The organism is Arthrobacter antioxidans (assembly GCF_023100725.1).
Taxonomy (GTDB): domain Bacteria; phylum Actinomycetota; class Actinomycetes; order Actinomycetales; family Micrococcaceae; genus Arthrobacter_D; species Arthrobacter_D antioxidans.
Genome location: NZ_CP095501.1, coordinates 643,144 through 665,760 on the forward strand (window position 1 = coordinate 643,144; position 22,617 = coordinate 665,760).

Sequence of the window (22,617 nt, forward strand, 5' to 3'; positions counted from 1 at the left end):
CCGCCGGGCCGTTCCTCCCACCGCCCGGGTCCGCAGCATGAGGATGTTCGACCATGCCCACCGGGCGAGGGCGCCCGGTGGGCGGATCCCGCGACGGGTGCCGACCGTGCTACCCCTGCGCCTCGACCCCGCCCACGAACTGCCGGACGAGGGCGTCGAACTCGTCCTCCCGCTCGATCTGGGGCATGTGCCCGCACTTCTCGAACAGGTGGACCTCGGCGTGCGGGAACACCGTCCGGGCGTGTTCGAGGTGCGACGCCGGCAGGATGCGGTCCTCGTCGCCCCACACCAGAAGGGTGGGCTTGTGCTGCGCTGCGACCGTGCGGAGGAGCTCCGTCCGCCAGCGGCGACGCACGCCGCGGACGGTACCGAGGTGGCGGGCGACGGCGAGCAGCACGTCGTCGTACACGGGGTTCCGGCCCACCTCCTGGGCGTGGTCGAGCCGCTCCTCCGTGACGAACCGCTTGTCGTAGAACAGGGCCCGCTCCGTCCGGTAGGCGGCCTTGCGTGACTTGTCCTTCATGAGGCGCCGGCCGAGCGGGCGGACGGCGAGCAGGCGCAGCGCGATCGTCACCTCCTTGCCGAAGCCGGCACTGTTCACGAGCACGAGGCTCCGCACGCGCTGCGGCTCGAGGGTGCTGATCTTCATGGCGATGGCGCCGCCGAGCGAGTTGCCCACCACGTGCAGCGGCCGGTGTTCCCCGAGGGTGTCGAGGGCGGCGATCACGAAGCGGGCGATCGACTCCATCGAGTACCGGCCCGCCGTGCGCTCGGACAGACCGAAGCCGGGCAGGTCCATACTGATCACCCGGTGATCCGGGGCGAGGCGCCCGTAGAGCCCCTCCCAGTCCTCGAGGCTGCGGCCTATGCCGTGCAGCAGCAGGACCGGCGGACTGTCCCGGGCGCCGGCGTCGCGATAGCGGACGCGGACGCCGTCCACCAGGAGGTAGCCGTCGCCGCCCGCTGACACGGAGATCCCTGAGGTGGAGGTCACTGCTGTGGAGGTCCCGGTCGACGGCTCGACGCCGGGACGGCCGCCGCTCATCGGCGCACCTTGCCCGCGAGGCGGGCGAGGCTCGTGGCGCGGCGCTCGAGGGTGCCGAAGGACATCGGTGCCACGCGGGCGACGACGTCGGGCAGTTTCGCGCTGAGGCCGATCAGCAGGCGGGCCCTGCGGGCCTTGACCGCCTCGAGCATGAGCCCGGCGGCGCGGTCCGCGGGGAAGGTGAGGAGCCGGTTGAAGTCCTCCTTCGCGTGCTTCACGTCGCGGGCGCTGAGGTTCCCGCCGATGCGCGCGTTGAGGGCGATGTTCGTCCGGATGCCGCCGGGGTGCACGGTGGTGGTGCCGATCCCGCGGGGGAGCAGCTCGTTGCGGAGCGCTTCCGTGAAGCCGCGCAGCGCGAACTTGCTGGCGGAGTAGGCGGTCTGGCCCGTCGGTCCCACGAGGCCGAACAGGCTCGAGACGTTCAGGATGTGCCCGCCGGGCGCGATCCGCGGGAGCAGCCGGTGCGTGAGCAGCACGGGCGCGGTGAAGTTGATGGCCATGACCCAGTCGAAATCGTCCATGCTGATCTGGTCGAAGCGGCCCGCAAGGGCCACCCCCGCGTTGTTGACGAGCAGGTCCACGCGGTCGGTCGCGGCGAGCAGATCGGTCGCCAGGCGTTCGACGGCGTCGCGGTCCGCGAGGTCGGCGGTGAACGTCGTGACGCTGCTGCCCGGGTGGGTGGCACGGATGGACGCCGCGACGGCGTCGAGCCGGTCCGTGTCGCGGTCCACGAGCAGCAGGGTGCTGCCGCGCTCGGCGAGGCCGCGGGCCAGGTGCTCGCCCATGCCCCCGGCCGCGCCGGTGACGACGGCGGTGGACCCGGCGAACTGGAAGGGTTGGATGCTCACGCGTGGATCTCCTGGAGGTCGGGGGCCGGGACGGCACGCGGTGCGGGCGCGTCGAAGACCATGTTCTTCGCCAGGTTGCCGTGCAGCGCGGTGGGGGCGTCGAGCAGGTAGTTCTGCCGCATGGTCCATGGCTGCCGGTCGCCCTGCTTGGGGAACGCCGAGACGGCGCGCTGCACGTAGTTGGAGGTCAGGTCGAGGATGGGGCGGGCCTTCATCGGGCCGTCGACGGCGGGTGCCCCGGAGCGGTGGCCGTTGCGGTCCATGTACCGGATGAGGCGGCAGACGTACCGGGAGCTGAGGTCCGCCCGGAGCGTCCACGAGGCGTTCGTGTAGCCGACGCACAGCGCGAGGTTCGGGACGCCGCTGACCATCAGGCCCCGGTACACCCAGGAGTCGCCGAGGTTCACCGGAGCGCCGTCGACGGTGAACCTCGCTCCTCCCAGCGGCAGCATCGAGAGCCCCGTGGCGGTGACGACGACGTCGGCCTCGAGTTCCTGCCCGGATGCCAGGCGGATCCCGTGTGGGGTGAACGTGTCGATGGTGTCCGTGACCACGGACGCCGAACCCTGCTTCATCGCCTTGAAGAGGTCCGCGCTGGGGGCCACGCACAGGCGCTGGTCCCACGGGTTGTAGGCGGGCGTGAAGTTCTCCGCGACGGTCTTCTCGTCGCCGAGGATCCGCGCGGTCTGGGAGCGGATGAGCTTCTTGGCGATCTCCGGGCGGCGGCGGCACAGCTGGTAGAACGCCTGCGTGAACAGCACGTTCTTCGCACGGGCCACGTGGTGGGCGATCCCGGCGGGCAGGTGGCGGCGGGCGGCGTCGGAGAACTTGTCGCGGCTCGGCACGGCCGTGATGTAGGTGGGGGAGCGCTGCAGCATCGTCACGTGCGCGGCGTCCTTCGCCATGGACGGCACCAGGGTGACGGCGGTGGCTCCACTGCCGATCACGACGACGCGCTTGCCGGTGTAGTCGAGCTCCTCCGGCCAGAACTGGGGATGCACCACCTCCCCCTCGAAGGCGTCGAGGCCGGGGAAGGTCGGCTCGTGCCCGCGGTCGTAGTTGTAGTAGCCGCTGCAGAGGTAGAGGAATCCGCACGTGAGCCGGCGGCGCTCCACCGCGCCGGAACCGGAGTCCGTGACGTCCAGCTCGAGGGTCCACCGGGCGTCCTCCGAGGACCAGGCGGCGCTGACGAGTCTGGTGTGGAACCGGATGCTGTCCCGGATGCGCGGTTCCTCCGCGGTGTCACGGATGTACTTCAGGATGGACGAGCCGTCGGCGATCGCCTTGGCCTCGGTCCACGGGCGGAACGGGTAGCCGAGCGTGAACATGTCGCTGTCGGACCGCACGCCCGGGTAGCGGAAGAGGTCCCATGTGCCGCCGATGGCGCCGCGTGCCTCCAGGACGGCGAAGCTCTTGCCGCGCAGCTCCGTGGAGACCCGGTAGGCGGCGCCGATGCCGGACAGGCCTGCGCCCACGATGACGACGTCGAGGTGTTCGATGCTGGAATCCATATCTTTCATTCTTCCGGTGAACCCACCGGTGTACTTGACTTCACGCGACAGCAATTTACCCTTGGACGACATGGGCTCCGTCATCCGATCCGCCGGCATGCGCGGCTTCCGTGACGTCGTCGAGCAGTTCGGGGGCGACGCCGCGGCACTCGCGGCGCAGTACCGCGTGCAGCTCGAGGCGATCGACAGCGACGACGTCCTCGTCTCCGACATCGCCATGGCGAAGCTGCTCGAGGGTGCCGCCCGCGCGCTGCCCTGCCCGGACCTGGGCCTTCGCATCTCGGAGTACCAGGACATCGGCATCCTCGGCCCGCTCGCGGTCGCCATCCAGAACTCACCCACCGTGGGCGCCGCCCTGGAGTGCGCCTCCCAGTTCCTGTTCCTCCACAGCCCGGTCCTGCGGTTCACCATCGTCGCCGACCCCGAGGGGCGGCCCGGCGACGTGGGGCTCTGCTACGGATCCTCCGAGGGGGCTCCGCCGCGGCAGGCGACCGACGCGATCCTCGCATTCTCGCACCGCATGCTCCGCTTCCTGGTGGACGGTCCGTACGGCCTGCACTCCGTCCACCTCTCGCACCTGCCGAAGGCGCCCGCCGCCCGGTACACGGAATTCTTCGGGGCGGAGGTGCGGTTCGGCCAGGCCGCGTCCCTCCTGCGCGTGCCGAGGAGCATGCTCGACCGTCCGCTCGCCGGGGTGGACGGCACGCTGCGGGAGATCGCCCTCGACTACCTGCACAGCCACTTCCCCGAGCCGGGGCGCGTGGTGGCGCCGCAGGTCCGGAACACGATCGACCGCATGCTGGGCACCTCGCCGCCGCGCATCGACTCGGCCGCGAGGCTCCTCGGCATGCACGCGCGGACCCTGCAGCGCCGGCTCGCCGCGGAGGGCACGTCCTTCGAATCCCTGCTCGACGACGCCCGCCGCGATGCGGCGCTACGGCTGCTCACCCGGACGGACCTGCCGCTGCAGCAGGTCGCTGCCTTGGTGGGACTGTCCGAACAGTCCGCCCTTACGCGCTGTGTCCGCCGGTGGTGCGGGAGGACGCCGCGGGCGGTGCGATCCGGCAGCGGGGAGGAGCAGGGCCCCGCCTACACTGGCAGGCAGGAGTCGGGGGCTGGAAGGGGGAGCGGTGGCCGGGATCACCAGCGCTGACGTGGCCCGGGAGAGCGGGGTCTCGCGGACGACCGTCAGCTATGTCCTGACCGGCCGGGAGGGCGTCACCATCTCCGAGGAGACCCGGCGCCGCGTGCGGGAGACCGCGGCCCGGCTCGGGTATGCGCCGTCGGCCGCGGCCCGTGCCCTGCGCACCGGACGCAGCGACCTGGTGCTGTGCATCCTGCCCGACTGGCCCGTGGGACCGGTGATGGAGACCCTGCTGGACGAGCTCGCCGACGAGCTGTCCGGCCGGGGGCTGACGGTCCTCGTGCATCACGGGCGGCGGACCCGCCCGCTCGCCGACCTGTGGCGCGCCGTGACGCCGCGTGCGGTGATCGGCTTCGCCCCCTTCTCCGACGAGGACCTCCTCATGATGCGGCAGGCCGGCATCCAGGTACTGGGGACCCTCGGCGAGGAGCATCAGCCGGACCCCGCCCCTCCGTCGGAGACCCAGCTGGCCATCGGAGCCCTGCAGGCCCGGCACCTCGCCGCAGGCGGAGCGCGGCGTCTCGGGTACGCGTGGCCCACCGACCCCAGGCTCGAGGACTTCGCGAGGGACCGTCTGCTCGGGGTGCAGCGTGCCTGTGCCGAGCTCGGCCTTCCGGAGCCGGTGGTTCATTCTGTCGCGCTCGACGCCCCGGCCGCGGCGACCGCCGTCCGTGCCTGGCGGGAGCAGGAGGTCACCGGCGTGGCGGCCTACAACGACGACGTCGCGCTCGCCGTGCTCGCCGGACTGCGGGCCGAGGGCCTGTCCTGTCCGGGCGATATGAGGGTGGTGGGAGTCGACGACGTCCCTGCGGCAGCGCTCGCGGCGCCTCCGCTCACGACCGTCGCACAGTCCATCGAGGTGCAGGCCCGCTATCTCGCCGCACTCGTCCTCGCGGATCTCGACGCGTCCGCGGACAAGCCCGAGCCTCCGGGTGACGGGTTGCGGCTCGTGGAGCGGGAGTCGGGCTGACCGCATTCCTGCGTGAACCAGCTGATGCGCGACCGAACGCGGGCGCACCCACGTCGGCAACCCGACACAGGTTCGCCGCCAGACCGACCTCGGGTGCACCCACGTCGGCACACCGATGACGATGCCCCGCCGAGCGGAGCATCGGGCGTAGGCCGTGCCGATGCCGATCCCCGGACGTAGGAAGGGCCGGGGCTCTCGCCCCGACCCTTCCCGTTGCTGCTGGTCGATTGCTGGTCTACCGCTCAGCCCGCGCTACGGAGCCGGGTACCGCACCACGTAACTCGGCGTCCCGGTGTTCGCGTTGCTCACGGGTGCGCCGGTGTTGTTCACGACGTGGTCGATCGTGCCCGCACCCAGGTTCACGGTCAGGAGGTGGTTGAGCACGACGCCGGGGGTCTCCGGCACCTCGAAGCCACGGGTGGCGTGGATGCTGGGGTCCACGTTCGTGAACACGTACGAGCCGCCGCCCCATAGGGTGTGGTTCCTGACGTCGTCGGCCACCTTGTAGCCGGCCCAGCCGAGAACGCCGTCGTGCTGCCAGGCGGCCTGGTTGGGCGGGTCGTAGGGCAGCTCGTTCTGGAAGAAGACGGTACGGCCCCGTTCGCCGTTCCAGATGACGTTGTACTCCTGGTAGTGCTCCACGAAGAGGCCCGTCGCGGTGACGTCGTCACCGTTGACGATCACGCCGTTCCGCCCGGTGCTGACGTCCCAGCCGAACGCGCCCTCGTTGCCGTGGTCCGCCCGCCACACCCAGGTGTGGTCGATCAGCACGTGGTCGCTGTTGATCTCGAGGCTCACATCGGCCTTGCCCACGTGCGGGCCGCCGATCCGGAAGTAGACGTCGCTCAGCGTCGTCGGGTTCGCCGGATCGCTTCGCTTGGCGCCGTTGTTGCCGTTCTTCGTCCCCACCTGCAGCAGGACGGGCGAGTTCACGGTGCCGCCGTCGATCGTGACGCCGGCGATGACGACGCCGGGCACGTCCGCGACGCGCATCGGTGTGGACCCGTCGACGGCGGTGAGGGTCGCATGGCCGAGGCCGAGGACCACCGTGCCGGCGCGCTTCACCGCGATGGTCCGATCGACTTCGTAGACGCCCGGCGTGAGCAGGAGGTGCTTGCCGCGGGCGAGAGCGTTGTTGATGGCCTGGACGGAATCACCCGGCCGTGCGACGAAGAACTCGGACAGCGGGATGGTGCGCCCGGCCGTCAGGCCGTCGCCCCACGAGATGCCGCGGGACTCGGTCTGGGCGGCGGGTACGCGCACGCTGTAGGCCCCGGAAGCGTCCGCGAAGAGGTAGGGCTTCTCGCGGCTGACCGGGGTCCGGTCGAGTGTCGTGTACGGGGGCGTGGGGAAGGACTCGTCCGTGGGGGCACCCTCCGTCCCCGAGAAGACGGCGTTCCAGACGCCGTTGGACCAGGTGCCGATCTCCGCGTTGCGGGTGAACCACTGCTGCTGGGACCCGTTGACGATGTCGCCGGCCTTCGAGTCGGCGAGGTAGCCGCCGCTCGCGAACTGCGGGCCCGCGGTGCAGTAGTCCATCAGTGAGAGCGTGCCGCCGGTGATGTTCACGCGCCGGAGCGAGACGGCCTGGGACACGGCCCAGAAGTTCGCGGTCGCCCGGCAGCCGTCCTGGCCTGCGCCGTTGACCTCCAGCGTGAGGTTCGAGAGCGTGCGCCAGAAGTTGTTCAGCGCGATGCAGTTGCTGGTGCCGTTGTCCTCGAGGCAGCGGTTGTAGACCTCGATCTTGCCGTTGATGGTCACGTCCGAAGGGGAGGCACCGAGGCCGGCGACCTCCGTGTAGTAGCCCACCTTGAACTGCAGGGGTTCGGCATCGGTGCCGTAGGTGCCCGGCAGGAAGAGGAGGGCCTCACGCTCGGTGCCCATCTCGTTGTCGATCTGCCGGGTGTTGACGGCGTCGACCGCCGCCTGGATCTCGCTGACGGGCATGCCCGGATCGAAGATCGTCACATTGGGTCCGAAGTCGGCGGCCGATGCCGGCGGAGCCTTCTTGGTCGCCACCGGCGTCGTGCCTGCCGGCGCCGCGATCGCCGCGACTCCCGTGCTGGTGGCCAGGAGCGCGGCGGCTCCGAGGGCCGCGGCCAGGCGCGTACGCCCGGTCCTCATGGGGTGGGGGATGGTCATGCGGGGAGGTTCCTCTCCGTCGAGGTGGTCCTGGTCAGGGCGAGAGGTGAATCGTGTCACCGGTCGTTCGTGAATTACATCCCCGGACCAGGGCGAAGTCAAGGAAAGCGGGCGATCGAAGTGTCGGCGTTGAACGCGAGCGGTACCGGTGGTACAGCTTGATAGGCGCAGCAGAGCGCTGCCGATTGCGGTCGGCCGTTACACCCGCCCCGACCCGAGGAGACACCATGGCAACGCCCGACGACGCAGAGCGCACCCTGAACGACTGGAGCCGCACGCTCGGCCAGGCCCTCCAGGTCCTCGACCTCGAGCTCGATCACGCCAGGATCGTGGAACTCGCCGCACGTACCTCCCACCTGCTGACGGCGGATGCCGGCGTGATCAGCGCCTTCATGGTCGGCTATGCCGCAGGAACGGTCACCACCGATGGGCGGGCGGAGACGGACGCCGCCATCGAGAAGGCCGTGAAAACGGTGCTGACCGTCATCGAGAAGGACGAGCAGACGGACGAGCAGAAGGGCTGGACCGGCTCGGCCCAGTAGCACCTCACGCCGCTGCGGGGACCCCGCGCCGTATCGATGCGAGGCGTGCGAGCGTCCAGGCCACGACGACGGCGACGATCACCGCGGCGGCCAGGCCGAGTCCCGCGTAGCCGAGCAGCACCAGGGCGGGGCCCGCGAGGGCTCCGCCGAGGGCACCCGCGAGATTCATCACGAGGTCGGAGGACCCCTGGACGGGGGCCCGCTCCGCCGGGCCCACCGCGCCGGTGAGGAGCGCCGACGCCGACACGACACAGGCCGACCATCCCAGGCCCAGCAGCACGAGGCTCGTGGTCACCCACGCCTCGGACTCCGATCCCCGCCATGCCGTGACGAGGGCCAGGAGCAGGAGGACCTGCCCGCACAGGATGCCCTGGGTCTTCCCGAAGCGGTCCGCGATCCAGCCGAACACGGGCGACAGCGCATACATCCCGGCCACATGCAGGCTGATCGTCAGCCCGACGATGGACAGCCCTACGCCGTGGTCGTGGAGGTGCACCGGGGTCATGGACATGAGCGAGACCATGGCGGCGTGGCTCACTGCGATCGTCACGACGGCGAAGCGGGCCACGGGATTGTCGGCCAGGATCCGCAGACCCCGACGGCTCTCCGGCGGGGCGCTGCCGGCAGGTCGGGCCTCCGCCTGCCGGGCCAGCGCTGTCAGGAGCGGATCGGGACGGAGTCCCAGCGCATAGACGGCCGCGGCGCCGGCCTGCGCCGCAGCGGAGAAGACGAAGCCCCCGCTGAGTGGCGGGATCCCGAGCAGCAGCGCGACCGCCGCGCCGGGTTCGAACAGGTTCGGCCCCAGCACCGCCCCGATGGTGGTCGACCACACGACGACGGCCAGGCTCCGGCCGCGCGTCGCCTCGGTCGCGAGGTCGGTGGCCGCGAAGCGGGCCTGAAGCCCCGTCGCGGACCCCACGCCCAGGAGCACGAGCGCGAGGAGCAGCAGCGGGAACGCGGAGAGCGATGCCGCCGCGATCGCCAGCATCGCGCCGATACCGGAGACGACGGCGCCCGTCGCCAGGGACACCCGACGTCCACGGCGCTGCGCGAGCGATGCGAGGGGGACGGCTGCCGCGGCGGCGCCCAGGGTGGCCATGGTGGCGGCCATCCCGGACCACGCGCTCGACCCGGACGTCTCCGCCGCGAGCAGCGCGCCGAGGGAGAGTGTGGCCCCTGCCCCGAGCCCGCCCAGGACCTGGGCAGACACGAGGACACGGATGACGCGGCGCTGCTGGGCCTGCTGCCCGGTCGCATCCCGGATCAGGTGCTCTGTCCGCTGCGTGTCCGGCTGCTTCTCCACCACGTCCGCCCCTCCCGGTCGTCACGACCGGAGCAGTCTATCCGTGCAGATGCAGGGCGTGGGATCCAGGACCTGATGCACTGCTACCAGGCGAACGGTGGAGATCGATCCGCGTGGATCGGTGGCGACCGCAGGTGCAGAGTGTTCATCGGGACGGTTCGACGTCGAAGGTCCCCTCACCGGGCGGATCGCCGCAGCGTATCCTTTGGCCATGACTGAGGCAGAACCGATTGGACGAGACCGGGCGATGGACGCGGGATTCGTGTCCGAGGAGGCCATCTACGCACTGATCCTCGTTGCCGGGATCATCGTCACCGCCGGCGGGCATGGCGAGAGCAGTTGGGCGGCCTTCTGGATCGTGGTGGGAACGGTGGTGGTGTTCTTCGTTGCCCATATCTATGCCGGGACGCTCGCACATCTGAACGTGGGTCCCCATGAGCGCATGGAACTGGGCACGGCGTTCCGGGCATCGGTACGGCGGTCCTCGGGTCTGGTCGTCGGGGCGGCGATCCCGGCCAGCATCCTTCTGCTGGGGGCGACCCGCGTCATCGATGACCAGAACGCGATGTGGTTCGCGCTGTGGGCGGAGGTTGCGGCCCTCGCGGCGCTCGGGTATCTCGCGTTCGCGAGGCGCCGAGCTTCGGTCCCGGTCCGCATCCTCGGCGCTATGACGACGGCGTTGTTCGGTCTGGCGATGATCGGGCTCAAGGTGGTCATTCACTGAGATTCGCGGACAGGGCGCAGGGACAGGGCGCAGCCAGGATCATCCGAGGAGCAGCGCAGCGCACACGAACGTGCCAAGGCTGTTGATCGGGCAAAGCTGCGACAGTCAGTCCTGCTGGGCCGCAAGGCCCGCCGGTCATTCAGGCGAGGAGCTTGGCCTTCTGCGCCGCGAACTCGTCCTCGGTGAGGATCCCGTCCTCCTTCAGGGCGGCGAGTTCCCTGAGCTGGGTGATCATGTCCTTGGGTGGCTCCTGCGCGGCGGCAGGTGCTTCGGCAGCGTCCCTGGGCTCCGGTTCCTCCGCGGCCATGTCCTGTTCGTAGGCCCGGCTACGGTTGGCCGCAGTCTGTGCGTCGCGGTCGGCGAACTTGGCGGCCTGTCGGCGCTGCACCCTGCCGCTCACGGCGGTGGCGGTGCCGGCGACGACGGCGGTGCGGGCAACCCCGCGCAGTAGACCTGGCATGGCGTGATCTCCTCAGTTGGTCTCGTCGAGCGCGTCGAGCGCCTCGATGATGTCGGTGGCGGGAATCCGTGCGCTGGCGATCAGCTCGCCACCACTCGCGCGGACCGCTGCCACGAAGCGCGCAGCCCACGTGTTCTCGTAGACGATGAGCGCCGCCACCGTGCCAGGGGCCATGGCACTGGTCGCCTGAACGATGTCCTCGACTCCGAGGATCCCGGAGGACGCCCCGGTGAAGGAGGAGAACCCGCCGCTCTCGGAGATGGGGTCGGTGAGCTCGATGACGTCGACGCTCCCGTCCTCTCCCTTGCGGACGATCTGGAGGTCGAAGAGACGGATGACCCCTCGTTCCACGAGGTCCATGAGCGCGGGGGCGGCCTCGCCGGTCAGCCGCTCGGGTGAGAACTCGAGCAGGACGAAGTCGATCGGGGCGACGAGGGTCTCACTGTTGTCGACCTCGCCGGTGCCGACCGCCTGGGTTTCTGTCGTGGTCACTGCAGTTCCTCCTGGGAATCGGTGTGGAGCGGGGCGCCGCCCACGCGGCGCATCGGACGGGGTGCCGCTAGTGGAGGGCCTTCTCCTTCAGCGACTCGTATTCCTCCGCAGTGATCGCCCCGCTCTGGTACAACGACGCCGCTTTGCTGATCTCGTCGGCCGAGCTGGCGCCCGCGATCGACCGGATGCGCTGTGTCTCGTACTCCTGCTGGCGCTGCATCATCTTGATCTGCCGCTCGCTCATGCCCTGCCCGCGGGCGATCACGTAGACGAGTGCCGTGATGAAGGGGATGAACAGGAGGAAGAGCAGCCAGACCGCTTTCGCGAATCCGCCCAGCTCATGGTCGCGGAACAGGTCGCCGACGATCGAGAACAGGACCATCAGATACGCGATGAACGCGAAGGTCCAGAAAAAGAACCAGACGAAATCCCAGATACCTTCCAGAACATCCATGACCGATCTCCTTGCATAGCTCGATGGGTGCCGAGTGCGGGAGTGCCCGCCACACCCAGGGATCAGGCTAGGGTGCCCGGGAGGACGTCGAACAGAGTCGATGGTCCCGCTACTGTTCCCGACCACGGCCCTCAGCGGAGCCGCACCGGAAACGAAGAAGCCCCCGGTCCGTGGACCGGGGGCTTCCTTGGTGCAGCTGCTGTCAGGCGTTCGCCGCTTCTGCCTTCTTCGCGGGCGTCGTCGTCCCGTTGGTCGGGAAGCCGTCCGGTTCGACATCGGGTGCCTGCACGGTCGCGACGTGGTCGTGCGACGCCGGTGCCGTGTGGGTGCTCTTCTCGAAACGGACGATGATCTGCTTCGACCTCGGGGTGTTGCTGCCCTCCGCGACCTCGTCGAGGGGGACCAGGACGTTCGCCTCCGGGTAGTACGCGGCGGCGCAGCCGCGCGCCGTCGGGTACGAGACCACGCGGAAGGCGCGGAGCACGCGCTGCACGCCGTCGTCGTACACGCCGTGGATGTCCACGTTCTGGCCGTCCTCCAGGCCCAGGTCGGTGATGTCCTCGGGGTTGATGAACACCACGTGGCGGCCCTTCTTGATGCCACGGTACCGGTCGTTGTGACCGTAGATGGTGGTGTTCCACTGGTCGTGGGAGCGCAGCGACTGGAGGATCAGCGTGCCCTCGGGGCGCTCGAGGTATTCGAGGTCGTTGACGGTGAGGACGGCCTTGCCGGTGGGCGTGTTGAACGTTCGTGAGTCGCGCGGTCCGTTCGCCATGATGAAGCCGCCGTCCAGGCGGATCTTCCGGTTGTAGTCCTCGCAACCCTCGACCACGTTGGCGATGTGCTCGCGGATGAGGTCGTAGTCCTTCTCGAAGCCCTCCCAGTCGGCGTTGATCTTGCCGTCGATCGTGGCCCGGGCGAGCCGACTGATGATCGCGGGTTCGGAGAGCAGGTTGTCGGAGACGGGCTCGACGCTGCCCCAGGAGGGGTGGACGGCACACACCGTGTCCTCGACGGAGACGAACTGCTCGCCCGTGGCCTGGCGATCGACCTCCGTGCGGCCCTTGCAGGGGAGGATGAGCGCCTCCTTGCCGGTGATGAGGTGGGAGCGGTTGAGCTTGATGGAGATCTGCACCGTCATGTCGGTGTTCTCGAAGGCCTTCTCTGCCACCTGCGTGTCGGAGATGGCAGAGACGAGGTTCCCGCCGAGGGCCACGAGGACCTTGACCTGCCCGTCACGCATGCGCCGGATGGACTCCACGGCGTCGATGCCGTGCTCCTGGGGCGGCTCGAAGTCGAACTCCTTGCCGAGGGCGTCCATGAAGGTCTGGGGCATCTGCTCCCAGATGCCCATGGTGCGATCACCCTGGACGTTGCTGTGGCCGCGGATGGGGGAGGCGCCGGCGCCCGGCTTGCCGATGTTGCCGCGGAGCAGCAGGAGATTGATGATCTCCTTGATCGTGGCGACGCCCTTCTTCTGCTGGGTGATGCCCATGGCCCAGGTGATGATCACCTTGTCGGCGGCGAGGTAGCGGGCGGCGAGCTCGTCGATCTGCTCGATCTGCAGGCCCGTGGCTTCGAGGACCGTGGCGTCGTCGAGCTTCAGCAGGTACTCGCGCAGCTCGTCGAGGCCCTCGCAGTGCTCCTCGAGGAAGGCGTGGTCCAGCACCGTGCCGGGGTTCTTCGCCTCGGCCTCGAACACCCGCTTGGACACGGCCTGCAGGAGGGCCATGTCGCCGCCGAGCCGGATCTGGAGGTACTGGTCGGCGATCTCGGTGCCCTTGCCTGCGATGCCACTGACCTTCTGGGGGTTCTTGTAACGCTTCAGGCCCGCCTCGGGCAGCGGGTTCACGGAGACGATCTGGCCGCCGGTCTCCTTGCACGCCTCCAGCTCGGTGAGCATGCGGGGGTGGTTCGTTCCCGGGTTCTGGCCCATCACGATGATGAGGTCGGCGTTGGCGTAGTCGTCGAACGTGACGGTCGCCTTGCCGATGCCGATGGTCTGGCCCATGGCCCAGCCGGAGGACTCGTGGCACATGTTGGAGCAGTCGGGCAGGTTGTTGGTGCCGAAGCCGCGCACGAAGAGCTGGTACAGGAACGCCGCTTCGTTCGAGGTGCGGCCGCTCGTGTAGAAGGCGGCATCGTCCGGGGCGTCGAGGCTCTTGAGCTTGTTGCCGACGATCTCGAAGGCCTCGTCCCAGCTCACGGGCCGGTAGTGGTCCTCGCCCGCGGGCTTGTAGACGGGCTCCACGAGGCGTCCCTGCATGCCCAGCCAGTACTCGGAGCGCTCACGGAGGTCGCTGATCGAGTTCTCGGCCCAGAAGTCCGAGGAGATCACGACGGGCGCCGCTTCCCAGGTGACAGCCTTGGCGCCGTTCTCGCAGAACTCGAAGGTCTTGCGCTTGGCGGGATCGGGCCAGGCGCAGCTCGGGCAGTCGAAGCCGTCCTTGTGGTTCATCTTGAGGACGGTCTGAAGGGTGCGCTTCACGCCCATGTGCTCGATCGCCGGCTTCATGGAGTTGTAGACGCCGGGAATGCCCGCTGCCCACTCCTTGGGTCGGTTCGAGACCTCGATGTCCTTCTCGTCGACTTCGTTCACACGGGGTTCACTGCGCGTCATCGCGGACGTCCTCCTTCGCGGCCCAGAAATGGGCACTCCTCGACAGGTGGTCTACCCGCCCTGATACCTCAGGCCTAACAGGCTACCGGGTGCGTCCGCAAGCGTTCCACACCCCTTCGGCGTGGTTTGACTCGGGAGGGCGCCTTTGTGCGCTGAACGACGGCGAACCCCGGTTTAGTTAGTTGACCTAACGAAACGACGGGAGTACCGTTACTTAGAGCAACGAAGTATATGAGCCAGGAGCCTCCATGTCCGTAGGACAGTCCACCGCTGCAGAACTGGTGCACAACATCTTCGACCTGCAGCGTGCGCTGCGGGCGGTCACGGCGGCGAGCATGAAGTACTCGGAGCTCGGTCCGGCCCACACGGGCGTCCTCTTCTTCATCGGTGAGGGCGGGCCGCTCCGCGCGTCGGCGCTGGCGGCCCGGCTCGGTATCGGCCCGTCCGCCCTGAGCCGGCAGCTCTCCGACCTCGAGCAGTACGGCTTCGTGGTCCGCACGCCGGATCCGATGGACGGGCGGGCGTGCCTGCTCTCGCTCTCACCGCAGGGCCGGGCATGTCTCGCCGAGACCTATGAGCGCAGGGCCGAGACCCTGCGCGCGATCCTGGCCGACTGGACGGAGAGCGAGGCCGAAGCGGCATCGCTCTCCGTGCAGCAGCTCACGGTCGCGTTGCGAGCCGCGGGACCGCACCCCGACGGGCTCCCTCCTGCGCCGGGCTCCGGCGCAGCACCCACGACACTCGACAGCACGGGCAACGACGGCCGTCACCATCTGGACCGCGCGTCCGAGACCACGAAGGAAGAACGCTGATGGCCACCCATCCCACCAGGAAGAAAGCAGCCGGAATCTCTGTGCGGCAACCGGCCCCGACGCCACACCACGGGGCAGGCGAGCCCATGAGCCACAGGCAGATCCTCCAGGCCCTCACGGGCCTGCTCGCAGGCCTGTTCACGGCGATCCTCAGCAGCACGATCGTGGCGAACGCCCTGCCCACCATCATGAGCGACCTCAACGGCTCGCAGACGGACTTCGCGTGGGTCATCACGGCCGCGCTGCTGGCCAATGCGGCGACCACCCCCATCTGGGGCAAGTTCGCCGACCTGTTCGACAAGAAGGTCCTGGTGCAGCTCAGCATCGTGATCTTCGTGGCCGGCTCGGTCCTGGCGGGGTTCGCCCAGACCATCCCGCTGCTCCTCACGGCGCGTGTCATCCAGGGTGTCGCCATGGGTGGCCTGACCGCACTGGCGCAGGCGATCATCGGGACCATCATCGCGCCGCGTGAGCGCGGCAGGTACTCCGGCTACATGGGTGGCGTCATGGCCGTGGCGACCGCCGGAGGCCCGCTGCTCGGCGGCTTCATCGTGGACTCGCCCCTCGGCTGGCGGTGGACGTTCTTCGTCTGTGTGCCGCTCGCGATCATCGCCCTGGTGCTGCTCCAGGTCACCCTGAAGCTCCCCGATACGCGCCGCAAGGCCAGCATCGACTGGCTCGGGTCCGTCCTGCTGACGGCGGGCGTCAGCCTGCTCCTCATCTGGGTCTCCTTCGCCGGCAAGGAGGGCTACTACGAGTGGTTCTCCCGCGAGTCCGCGCTCATGGTCGGCGGCAGCGTCATCCTCCTGGCCCTCCTCCTCGTGGTGGAGTCGAAGGTGACCGAGCCGATCATCCCGCTGAAGATCATCTCCCAGCGCACCACGGCCCTCGCCATCATCGCCTCGATCACGGTGGGCGTCGCGATGTTCGCGAGCTCGAGCTATCTCGGCCAGTACTACCAGGTGGCCCGTGGCGCGACACCCACCGAAGCCGGACTGCTCACCATGCCGATGATCGCCGGCAACCTCATCGGTTCCATCGGCGCCGGCCTGCTGGTGACCCGGTTCGGCAAGTGGAAGCGGTTCCTGACCGCCGGTTCCCTCTTCCTCATCGCAGGGCTCGGCCTTGCGGGGACCATCGACCACCTGACCGAACTGTGGGTGGTGGGCGTCTACACCTTCGTCTTCGGCCTGGGCCTCGGCCTCCTGCTGCAGAACCTCGTCCTCGCGGTCCAGAACACCGTGGCGGTCAAGGACATCGGCACGGCCAGTGCGTCGGTCGCCTTCTTCCGTTCCATGGGCGGTGCGGCCGGCGTCGCCGTCCTGGGTGCCATCCTCGGTACGCAGGTGGAGAACAGGACCACCGAGGGGCTCGCCGCTGCAGGCATCCCCGCCGGCGGGGGAGCGGCCGGTGGTTCGCTCGACCTCGTCGACCTGCCGGCGCCGATCGCGGACATCGTGCGGGCCGCGTACGGCGACAGCACCGCCCTGATCTTCCTGATCACCGCGGTCATCGCGGTCGTCGGACTCGTCTGCGTCCTGTTCATCAGGGAGACCCCGTTGCGCCGGACGGTCGATTTCGCCCCGGCGGCGCCGGCCGGTCCTGCGGCGTCCATGTCGCCTGCGGCGACCGGCGCCACCGGCGCGACGCCGTCGGTTGCCGGTGCGCCGTCGGACTCCCGGATCGACGCGCAGTCGAGCAGTGCTGCTGCGCAGCCCGCGGCCGACGTCGCTCGGCACGGTACCGCCGTGTCGAGCCGGAACGACGACGACGGCGGGCATCGGACGTCCGGCGAGTCCGACGTCGTCGCCGTCCAGCCATCCCACGGCCGGCACAGTGCCGGACCGGTGGAGATCCGCAGGGCCGACGTGGACCGTGCGGCCAGGGAGCTGTCCGAACTCTCGGCCAGGGAACTGACCGAGCTGTCGGAGCTCGACGAGCTGACCGAGCTGTCGGAGCTGGACGCCGACCTGCAGGATCGAGCGGCAGTCGACCGCTAGTCCGCCAGGGAACAGATGCAACCGGCCGCAGGAGAGAGGCGTGGTCCTGGTCCGATCAGGATGAGGTGGCGAAGTCGGCGGCGGTGAGCCGAACGCCGGCGGCGTCGCCGACGGGGAGCGTGAGGCGTCGGCCGAGGTAGCTCACGGTCACGTCGACCGGATCACCACGCGCGACCAGTGTCACGGCGGCCAGCCTGCAGTCGTGCCATGCCAGGTCGACGATGACACCCGGCCTCGCGACGAGGCCGTGCACCCTTCCTGTGCCGAGTTCGCGCGGGAGTGCCGGCAGAAGCGAGATCGTCCCGTCGTGGCTCTGGACAAGGGTTTCAGCCAGAGCCGCGACGAAGCCGAGGTTGCCGTCGATCTGGAACGGCGGATGTGCGGCGAACAGGTTCGGGTAGAGGCCTCCTCCGAAGGGTCCGCTGACGGTGCCCGCGGGGCGGAACTGCAGGCGCAGGAGATCCGACACCTTGTCAGGGCGGCCGAGCCTGGCCCAGAGGGCGATCTTCCAGTTGAGCGACCAGCCTGTCGAGTCGTCACCGCGACCCAGGAGGCTGTGTGCGGCTGCAGCGCGATGCTCCCCGTCGAGGAGGGCCGAGCCGGGGTACAGCGAATAGAGGTGGCTGAGGTGACGGTGGTGCGGATCGAGAGCGGTGGAATCGTCCAGCCACTCCCGGATGCCGCCTCCCGCACCAAGGGGAGGAACGGGGGGAAGGCTGCCGATGCGTCGCGCGACCTCGCAGACAACCGGATCGGAGGAGCAGCCCAACCCATCGGCGGTGTCCAGCACGGTCTGGAACAGTTCGCGGAGCAGGGACAGGTCCATGGTGCTCGACGTGCTCAGGGATGCCGGCGCCCCATCGGGGGTGAGGAACTGATTCTCGGGCGATGTGGAGGGTCTGGTTCCCCACCGGGCGTCCACCTCCGCCGTCCCCGACAGTTGCACCATCCAGTCCAGGGCGAACTCGGCCGCACCGCGCATGATGGGCCAGGCCCTTTCCAGCAGTGAGCAGTCGCCGAACCGAAGGCGCTCGGCGAGGTGCTGGACCAGCCATGGTCCGGCCATCGGCCAGAAAGCCCACGACGGATCACCGTGCCCGCCCCCGACCGGTGAGGTGTAGGCCCAGGCGTCGGAATTATGGTGGACCACCCAGCCGCGCGCTCCATAGAGCCGTTCGGCCGTGGCCCGTCCCGCTTCGGAGAGAGCGTCGATGAAGTCGATGAGTGGCTCGACGGTCTCCGGCAGGTGCACGATGTCCGCAGCCCAGTAGTTCATCTGGAGGTTGATGTTCGTCGTGTAGTTCGAGCTCCACGGCGGCTGCATGCTGTCGTTCCAGATACCCTGCAGCGTGGCGGGCAGCCCGCCCGGCCGGGACGACGCGATCAGCAGGTAGCGCCCTACATCGAACAGCAGGGCCGCGATGGAGGGATCGGCGGCCAGGATCCCGCCGGGGTGCGCAGCCCGCGCCGTGATGCGGACATCGGTCGGGGTGGAGTCGTCCGGGGGTCCGAGGTCGATGCTGACCCGACCCATCAGACGACGGTGGTCGTCGACATGCGCTGCGAGGACCCGATCGGCTCCGGCCTCCACGGCAGCGTCGATACGGGAGGATGCCTCGATCGCTGCGTCTTCGGCGGTACCGGTCGGCGCGATGAGCGCAGAGACGTAGGTGGTCGCCGTTGCTACGTACACGACCAGGCGGGGATGTCCGTCCTGAGTCTCCTCCGTGACGGTCCGCGTGACGATTGCTGCCTCCAGGCTTGATCCCGGCTCGTCACTCCAGGTCACCGGAGGACGGGAGGGCTCATGGCCGGGAGCCACATCGGACGGAAGGCGGAGGAGCAGTGCGCCGGTCGGCCGTCCGATGACCTGCAGCGAACTGGAGAGAGAGATGCCGACGGCAGTGCCGGCTTCCAGCCCGTCGATGGTGTGGACGAGCACGCCGTGGGGGTGGGACACGATGGTGCGTTGCGTGACAGGTCCCGACCTCACCGTGTGGACGGCGTCGTCGAGATCCAGGATCCGCCCGTAGGGTGCCCTGCCGGTTTCGTCCTGGTGCACGGGCAGAGTCAGGTGAAGCTCGAGCGTTCCCAGCGGCAGGTATGCCTGCGTGTAGTCGGACTGCAACGCCCTGATGGCAGTCTCGGCATCGACGAAGCGACCGGCTGCTATGTGCTCCCGGGCGTCGGCAAGCAGGGCCCGTGCCAGGGCGGCGTCCGGACCGCGCTGCAACTGCTCGCTGCGCGGGCCGCCGGACCACGCGGTCTCGTCGTTGAGGTCGAACCGGGGCGTCGACGCGTCACCCCAGCACATCGCGCCGAGTTTTCCGTTGCCGAGCGGCAGCGCTTCGAGCCAGCGCGAAGCGGGCTGTTCGTACCTGAGGGCGGTCATCCGTCGGCCGGGCCGGCGGAGGGGACACCGGTGGCGCCGGGGTCCAGGGGACCGCGGCGTGCTGTCGCGTCCGGAGCCCGGGCGACCCCCCGGAGGGACACCGGACCGCGGACGGGGTGGGGCCGCCCTCCACCCGGCCGCCGCATGCCGGTCATCGGATCCGGATCCGACTGATGACGACGGAGCCCTGCACCCGGATACGGAAGGCGCGGGCCTCCTGGCTGCCGGCCGGATCAACGGGTATGCGCAGTGTGCCCGTGAACCCGTCCGGCAGGCCGCTGCGGCCGACGGTGTTCCACGTGTCACCCGCTCCCGGCACCTGGACGCTGATGGTGCAGGTGGTGCCCGGGTTGGAGGTCCTGCAGGACACCACGTCCAGCAGAACGAGGTCCTTCGGTGTTCCGGTCGGGCCGCCCCAGCCCCTGTAGATCGCCCAGGCGGGACGACCCGGGACAGCAGGGGCGATGGCGGTGCCGATGAGCGGCGTTTCGGGGACGAGGGAAAGATTGCGGCAGGAGTCGAAGTTCTCGGCACGAAACCACTGACCGGTCCGACGTTCAGCCCTGACCGATCCCTGGATGTCGAGCGGCGCCGAGAGGGGCAGGTCCTCGGCGGAGGCACCGACCATGAACTGGTATCTGCCCGGCTCCAACACCATGCGTTCCTCCACGACGCTGTAGATCGCGAGGCGGTCCAGGGCAACGAGTACTGTTGCGGTCGCTGTTCCTCCGGCCGGGACGAGGACCCGCTGGTGGCCGACCAGCAGGCGTCGTGGGAAGTCCATATCGTGCCCGGAGGCCGTTGCGTACGCCTGCACCAGCTCGAAGACGGGCCGGGGCCCTGTGTTGTGCAGCTCCACGCTCAGCTCCACCGCGTCCGGGCCGGGCGCGTCCTCTCCCTGTATGGTCCGGAGGCTCAGCGATCGGTAGTGCACCTCCCCGTAGGTCAAGCCATGACCCAGGGGGAACAGGGGCTCGATGGGGCTGTAGAGGTAGGTGGAGCGCGAGGCGATGATGTCGTAGTCCAGGATCCCCGGCAGATCCTCGTCCCGGCCGTACCAGGTCTGTGCCAGGCGTCCGACGGGTTCGACGTCGCCGCTCAGCACGTCGGCCATGCCGTTGCCGAGTTCCTGTCCGCCGTGAGAGGTCCAGACGATGGCAGGGGTATCCGCCAGCGCCCCCAGCGCATACGGATAGGAGGACACGATGACGAGGACGGTCCGCGGGTTCGCTTCCCGGGCCACGCGGACCAGTTCCTGGTCCGTGGGCGACAGGTCCAGGGTGGTGCGGTCCAGTGTCTCCCGACCGCCCAGGTGCGGGTCGTTGCCGGCGACGACCACGACGGTGTCGGCCTCCAGCGCCGCGCGCCGGGCCGATTCATGGCCGGACTTCAGGGTTCTCATCACGAAGCGCGCCGCGGTGTCGGCGTCCGGGACCAGCACGGCGCTGCCCGTGCCGGTCTCGATCCGCAACCATCTCCCGCTCGCCACGTGCTGCAGGGCGACAGTGTTGTCCGGGGCGTGGTCGAGCCGGAAGCTCTCCTGGACCACCCAGCCGCCCACTCGGTCCGCGGCGGCCCGCAGATACCCGTCGCCCGTGTCGGTAATGAACCTCCCGCCGAGGGCCGACCGGAAGGTCACCTCGCCGGCGCCCCAGTCCTTCAGCACGAAGGACTCGGCCGGTCCCGGAGTCGCAGCATCGGCAGTGAGCACACAGGAGTCGCTGCCGCCCAGGTACCCTCCGGTACTGGTGCTCCGTAATGCGACGACGTCCGCGCCTTCCTCCGTGATGACCTCGCAGCCCGGGACGCCGCCGTATCGGTCGATGAGTCCGGCCGAGATGCTGACTGCGCCCTGGAGGGTGCCGCTGTACCAATCGCTCAGCACCCGGGATCCGAGGGTGCCGATCACGGCGATGATGCCGGGCTCGGGATCGAGGGGAAGGAGCGCACTGGCCGGATCGTTGCGCAGCACCACGACCGACTTCGCCGCGGCCTCCCGGGCGAGGGCCACGTGATCGGGTGCCCCGACCGCGGCGGGGCCGATCGAGGTGTAGGGGTCCCGGTGAGGGGTGAACTCTCCCGTCCTGGCGCGGAGGATGAGGAGTCGCACGACGGCCCGGTCGACGTCGGACTCATCGATGAGGCCCCGTCCGAGGGCTTCGGTGAGGAAGGAGACCGACGGACCCGGGTCGTCGCCGTCGTCGGTGAAATTGTCCACTCCTGCACGAAGCGCAGCCGCGTATGCCGTGGGCCCGTCCGGGAAGTACTTCTCCGAACGGAAGAGCGAACCCGGAGCGCCGGCGTCGGTCACGATGGTCAGCTCATCCGCGTTCCGCCACTGCCGCAACTGCGACTGCACCAGGTCCGACACGTGGGCGGGTCTGCCGTTGACGAGGTTGTAGGAGAGCATGACCGCGCCCACCACGCCGTCCTCGATCGGGGTGCGATACGCAGGGAGTTCGTACTCGTGGAGGACCCGGGCACTGAGTTGGCTCGAGGTCACGTTCCTGTCGAACTCGTTGTTGTAGCCGAGGAAATGCTTGAGGGTGGGGACCGTCAGCCAGGTCTCCGCGTCCTGTCCCTTCAGCCCGCGACAGTATGCACTCGCGAGGTGTGAGGTCAGATGGGGATCCTCGGAGAAGCCTTCCTCGTTGCGGCCCCACAGGGGATGCCGAAGCGGATTCACCACCGGAGCCCATACGTTCAGGCTCACGCCCGGATCCGACGCCTTCTTGCCCCGGAGTTCGCGCCCTGTCGCCGCACCGATCCGCTCGATCAGGTCCGTGTCCCATGTTGCCGCCATGCCGACCGGTTGGGGGAAGACGGTGGCGGGTCCCAGCCAGGCGACGCCGTGGGCAGCCTCCGCGCCGGTATGGAAGGAGTCCAATCCCAGGTCGGGAACCGCCGGCGTGTGCTGGTGGAGCATGGCGATCTTCTGGTCCAGCGACAGGGAGTCCAGTATCTGCTGCGGCAGCGTTCCCTCGTCAGCGGCCGGGGCTGTGTCGAGGGGCACATCGGATACAGATCTCCGGGTTGATGCAGGGGACACGGGATTCCTATCGCTTGGTCTGTCGAATCGATTGCGCGAACACGATGGCTTTCACCACGGACTGCGGCCTGTGACGTACGACACATCTGGCTCTTGTGGGAGAAGTGTC

Annotated in this window: 17 protein-coding genes; 6 read left to right on the top strand and 11 right to left on the bottom strand. The window is 69.2% G+C overall.

Annotation, left to right across the window (positions count from 1 at the left end):
* Positions 1–109 precede the first annotated feature (109 nt).
* From MWM45_RS03075 to MWM45_RS03085, 3 genes are read right to left on the bottom strand one after another with little or no spacing between them, the layout of a single operon-like run.
* Positions 110–1,045: an alpha/beta fold hydrolase gene (locus MWM45_RS03075; protein ID WP_247828079.1), complete on the bottom strand. Its 936-nt coding sequence runs from the start codon at positions 1,043–1,045 to the stop codon at positions 110–112.
* Entirely contained in the window at positions 1,042–1,893 is an 852-nt protein-coding gene (locus MWM45_RS03080) for an SDR family NAD(P)-dependent oxidoreductase (RefSeq protein WP_247828080.1), read from the bottom strand. Before MWM45_RS03080 ends, MWM45_RS03075 begins: the two co-directional genes overlap by 4 nt.
* Positions 1,890–3,404, bottom strand: a complete 1,515-nt coding sequence (locus MWM45_RS03085; RefSeq protein WP_247828081.1) for a flavin-containing monooxygenase — start codon at positions 3,402–3,404, stop codon at positions 1,890–1,892. Before MWM45_RS03085 ends, MWM45_RS03080 begins: the two co-directional genes overlap by 4 nt.
* A gap of 70 nt (positions 3,405–3,474) precedes the next feature.
* Between MWM45_RS03085 and MWM45_RS03090 the strand changes: the two genes are divergently transcribed.
* Complete coding sequence (locus MWM45_RS03090) at positions 3,475–4,557, top strand: AraC family transcriptional regulator (RefSeq protein WP_247828082.1); 1,083 nt, start codon at positions 3,475–3,477, stop codon at positions 4,555–4,557.
* The gene (locus tag MWM45_RS03095; protein WP_247828083.1) at positions 4,535–5,518 is read left to right on the top strand and encodes a LacI family DNA-binding transcriptional regulator; all 984 of its coding nucleotides are present in this window, start codon (positions 4,535–4,537) and stop codon (positions 5,516–5,518) included. Before MWM45_RS03090 ends, MWM45_RS03095 begins: the two co-directional genes overlap by 23 nt.
* A gap of 252 nt (positions 5,519–5,770) precedes the next feature.
* Here the strand turns inward: MWM45_RS03095 and MWM45_RS03100 are convergent, their stop codons facing one another.
* A complete protein-coding gene (locus MWM45_RS03100; protein WP_247828084.1) occupies positions 5,771–7,660 on the bottom strand; it encodes an adenylyl cyclase in 1,890 nt (629 codons plus the stop codon).
* A gap of 227 nt (positions 7,661–7,887) precedes the next feature.
* Between MWM45_RS03100 and MWM45_RS03105 the strand changes: the two genes are divergently transcribed.
* Entirely contained in the window at positions 7,888–8,202 is a 315-nt protein-coding gene (locus tag MWM45_RS03105) for a DUF6457 domain-containing protein (protein WP_247828085.1), read from the top strand.
* A 4-nt stretch (positions 8,203–8,206) separates the two neighbouring features.
* Here the strand turns inward: MWM45_RS03105 and MWM45_RS03110 are convergent, their stop codons facing one another.
* On the bottom strand, positions 8,207–9,508 hold the full coding sequence (locus MWM45_RS03110) for an MFS transporter (RefSeq protein WP_247828086.1): 1,302 nt from the start codon (positions 9,506–9,508) through the stop codon (positions 8,207–8,209).
* 94 nt (positions 9,509–9,602) lie between these two features.
* Here MWM45_RS03110 and MWM45_RS03115 point away from each other — a divergent pair, with 94 nt between their 5' ends.
* Positions 9,603–10,229: a hypothetical protein gene (locus tag MWM45_RS03115; RefSeq protein ID WP_247828087.1), complete on the top strand. Its 627-nt coding sequence runs from the start codon at positions 9,603–9,605 to the stop codon at positions 10,227–10,229.
* A 139-nt stretch (positions 10,230–10,368) separates the two neighbouring features.
* Here MWM45_RS03115 and MWM45_RS03120 read toward each other — a convergent pair whose 3' ends face one another.
* From MWM45_RS03120 to MWM45_RS03135, 4 genes are all read right to left on the bottom strand, one after another.
* Positions 10,369–10,689, bottom strand: coding sequence for an SHOCT domain-containing protein (locus tag MWM45_RS03120; RefSeq protein WP_043444406.1), 321 nt, complete (start codon positions 10,687–10,689; stop codon positions 10,369–10,371).
* A 12-nt stretch (positions 10,690–10,701) separates the two neighbouring features.
* On the bottom strand, positions 10,702–11,181 hold the full coding sequence (locus tag MWM45_RS03125) for a DUF6325 family protein (RefSeq protein WP_247828088.1): 480 nt from the start codon (positions 11,179–11,181) through the stop codon (positions 10,702–10,704).
* Between the two features lie 67 nt (positions 11,182–11,248).
* Positions 11,249–11,635 carry an SHOCT domain-containing protein gene (locus tag MWM45_RS03130; protein ID WP_247828089.1) on the bottom strand — a complete coding sequence of 129 codons (387 nt, stop codon included), beginning with the start codon at positions 11,633–11,635 and terminating at the stop codon, positions 11,249–11,251.
* A 202-nt stretch (positions 11,636–11,837) separates the two neighbouring features.
* Positions 11,838–14,255, bottom strand: a complete 2,418-nt coding sequence (locus tag MWM45_RS03135) for an FdhF/YdeP family oxidoreductase (protein WP_247828090.1) — start codon at positions 14,253–14,255, stop codon at positions 11,838–11,840.
* Positions 14,256–14,503: 248 nt separating this feature from the next.
* On the opposite strand from MWM45_RS03135, the gene MWM45_RS03140 reads away from it, so the two are divergent.
* Together MWM45_RS03140 and MWM45_RS03145 are read left to right on the top strand one after the other, a co-directional pair.
* Entirely contained in the window at positions 14,504–15,067 is a 564-nt protein-coding gene (locus MWM45_RS03140; RefSeq protein WP_247828091.1) for a MarR family winged helix-turn-helix transcriptional regulator, read from the top strand.
* Between the two features lie 86 nt (positions 15,068–15,153).
* The gene (locus MWM45_RS03145) at positions 15,154–17,067 is read left to right on the top strand and encodes an MFS transporter (RefSeq protein ID WP_247828092.1); all 1,914 of its coding nucleotides are present in this window, start codon (positions 15,154–15,156) and stop codon (positions 17,065–17,067) included.
* 55 nt (positions 17,068–17,122) lie between these two features.
* On the opposite strand, the gene MWM45_RS03150 is transcribed toward MWM45_RS03145, so the two are convergent.
* Both MWM45_RS03150 and MWM45_RS03155 read right to left on the bottom strand, forming a co-directional pair.
* Positions 17,123–19,459, bottom strand: a complete 2,337-nt coding sequence (locus tag MWM45_RS03150; RefSeq protein ID WP_247828093.1) for a glycosyl hydrolase family 95 catalytic domain-containing protein — start codon at positions 19,457–19,459, stop codon at positions 17,123–17,125.
* A 151-nt stretch (positions 19,460–19,610) separates the two neighbouring features.
* On the bottom strand, positions 19,611–22,472 hold the full coding sequence (locus MWM45_RS03155; RefSeq protein WP_247828094.1) for a glycoside hydrolase family 3 C-terminal domain-containing protein: 2,862 nt from the start codon (positions 22,470–22,472) through the stop codon (positions 19,611–19,613).
* Positions 22,473–22,617 lie beyond the last annotated feature (145 nt).

Excerpts from the sequence above, each read along its gene's own strand:
- MWM45_RS03090 (WP_247828082.1), top strand. The coding sequence starts at position 3,475 with ATGGGCTCCGTCATCCGATCCGCCGGCATGCGCGGCTTCCGTGACGTC.
- MWM45_RS03075 (WP_247828079.1), bottom strand. The coding sequence starts at position 1,045 with ATGAGCGGCGGCCGTCCCGGCGTCGAGCCGTCGACCGGGACCTCCACA.
- MWM45_RS03140 (WP_247828091.1), top strand. The coding sequence starts at position 14,504 with ATGTCCGTAGGACAGTCCACCGCTGCAGAACTGGTGCACAACATCTTC.
- MWM45_RS03100 (WP_247828084.1), bottom strand. The coding sequence starts at position 7,660 with ATGACCATCCCCCACCCCATGAGGACCGGGCGTACGCGCCTGGCCGCG.
- MWM45_RS03130 (WP_247828089.1), bottom strand. The coding sequence starts at position 11,635 with ATGGATGTTCTGGAAGGTATCTGGGATTTCGTCTGGTTCTTTTTCTGG.
- MWM45_RS03105 (WP_247828085.1), top strand. The coding sequence starts at position 7,888 with ATGGCAACGCCCGACGACGCAGAGCGCACCCTGAACGACTGGAGCCGC.
- MWM45_RS03135 (WP_247828090.1), bottom strand. The coding sequence starts at position 14,255 with ATGACGCGCAGTGAACCCCGTGTGAACGAAGTCGACGAGAAGGACATC.
- MWM45_RS03085 (WP_247828081.1), bottom strand. The coding sequence starts at position 3,404 with ATGGATTCCAGCATCGAACACCTCGACGTCGTCATCGTGGGCGCAGGC.
- MWM45_RS03120 (WP_043444406.1), bottom strand. The coding sequence starts at position 10,689 with ATGCCAGGTCTACTGCGCGGGGTTGCCCGCACCGCCGTCGTCGCCGGC.
- MWM45_RS03145 (WP_247828092.1), top strand. The coding sequence starts at position 15,154 with ATGAGCCACAGGCAGATCCTCCAGGCCCTCACGGGCCTGCTCGCAGGC.
- MWM45_RS03150 (WP_247828093.1), bottom strand. The coding sequence starts at position 19,459 with ATGACCGCCCTCAGGTACGAACAGCCCGCTTCGCGCTGGCTCGAAGCG.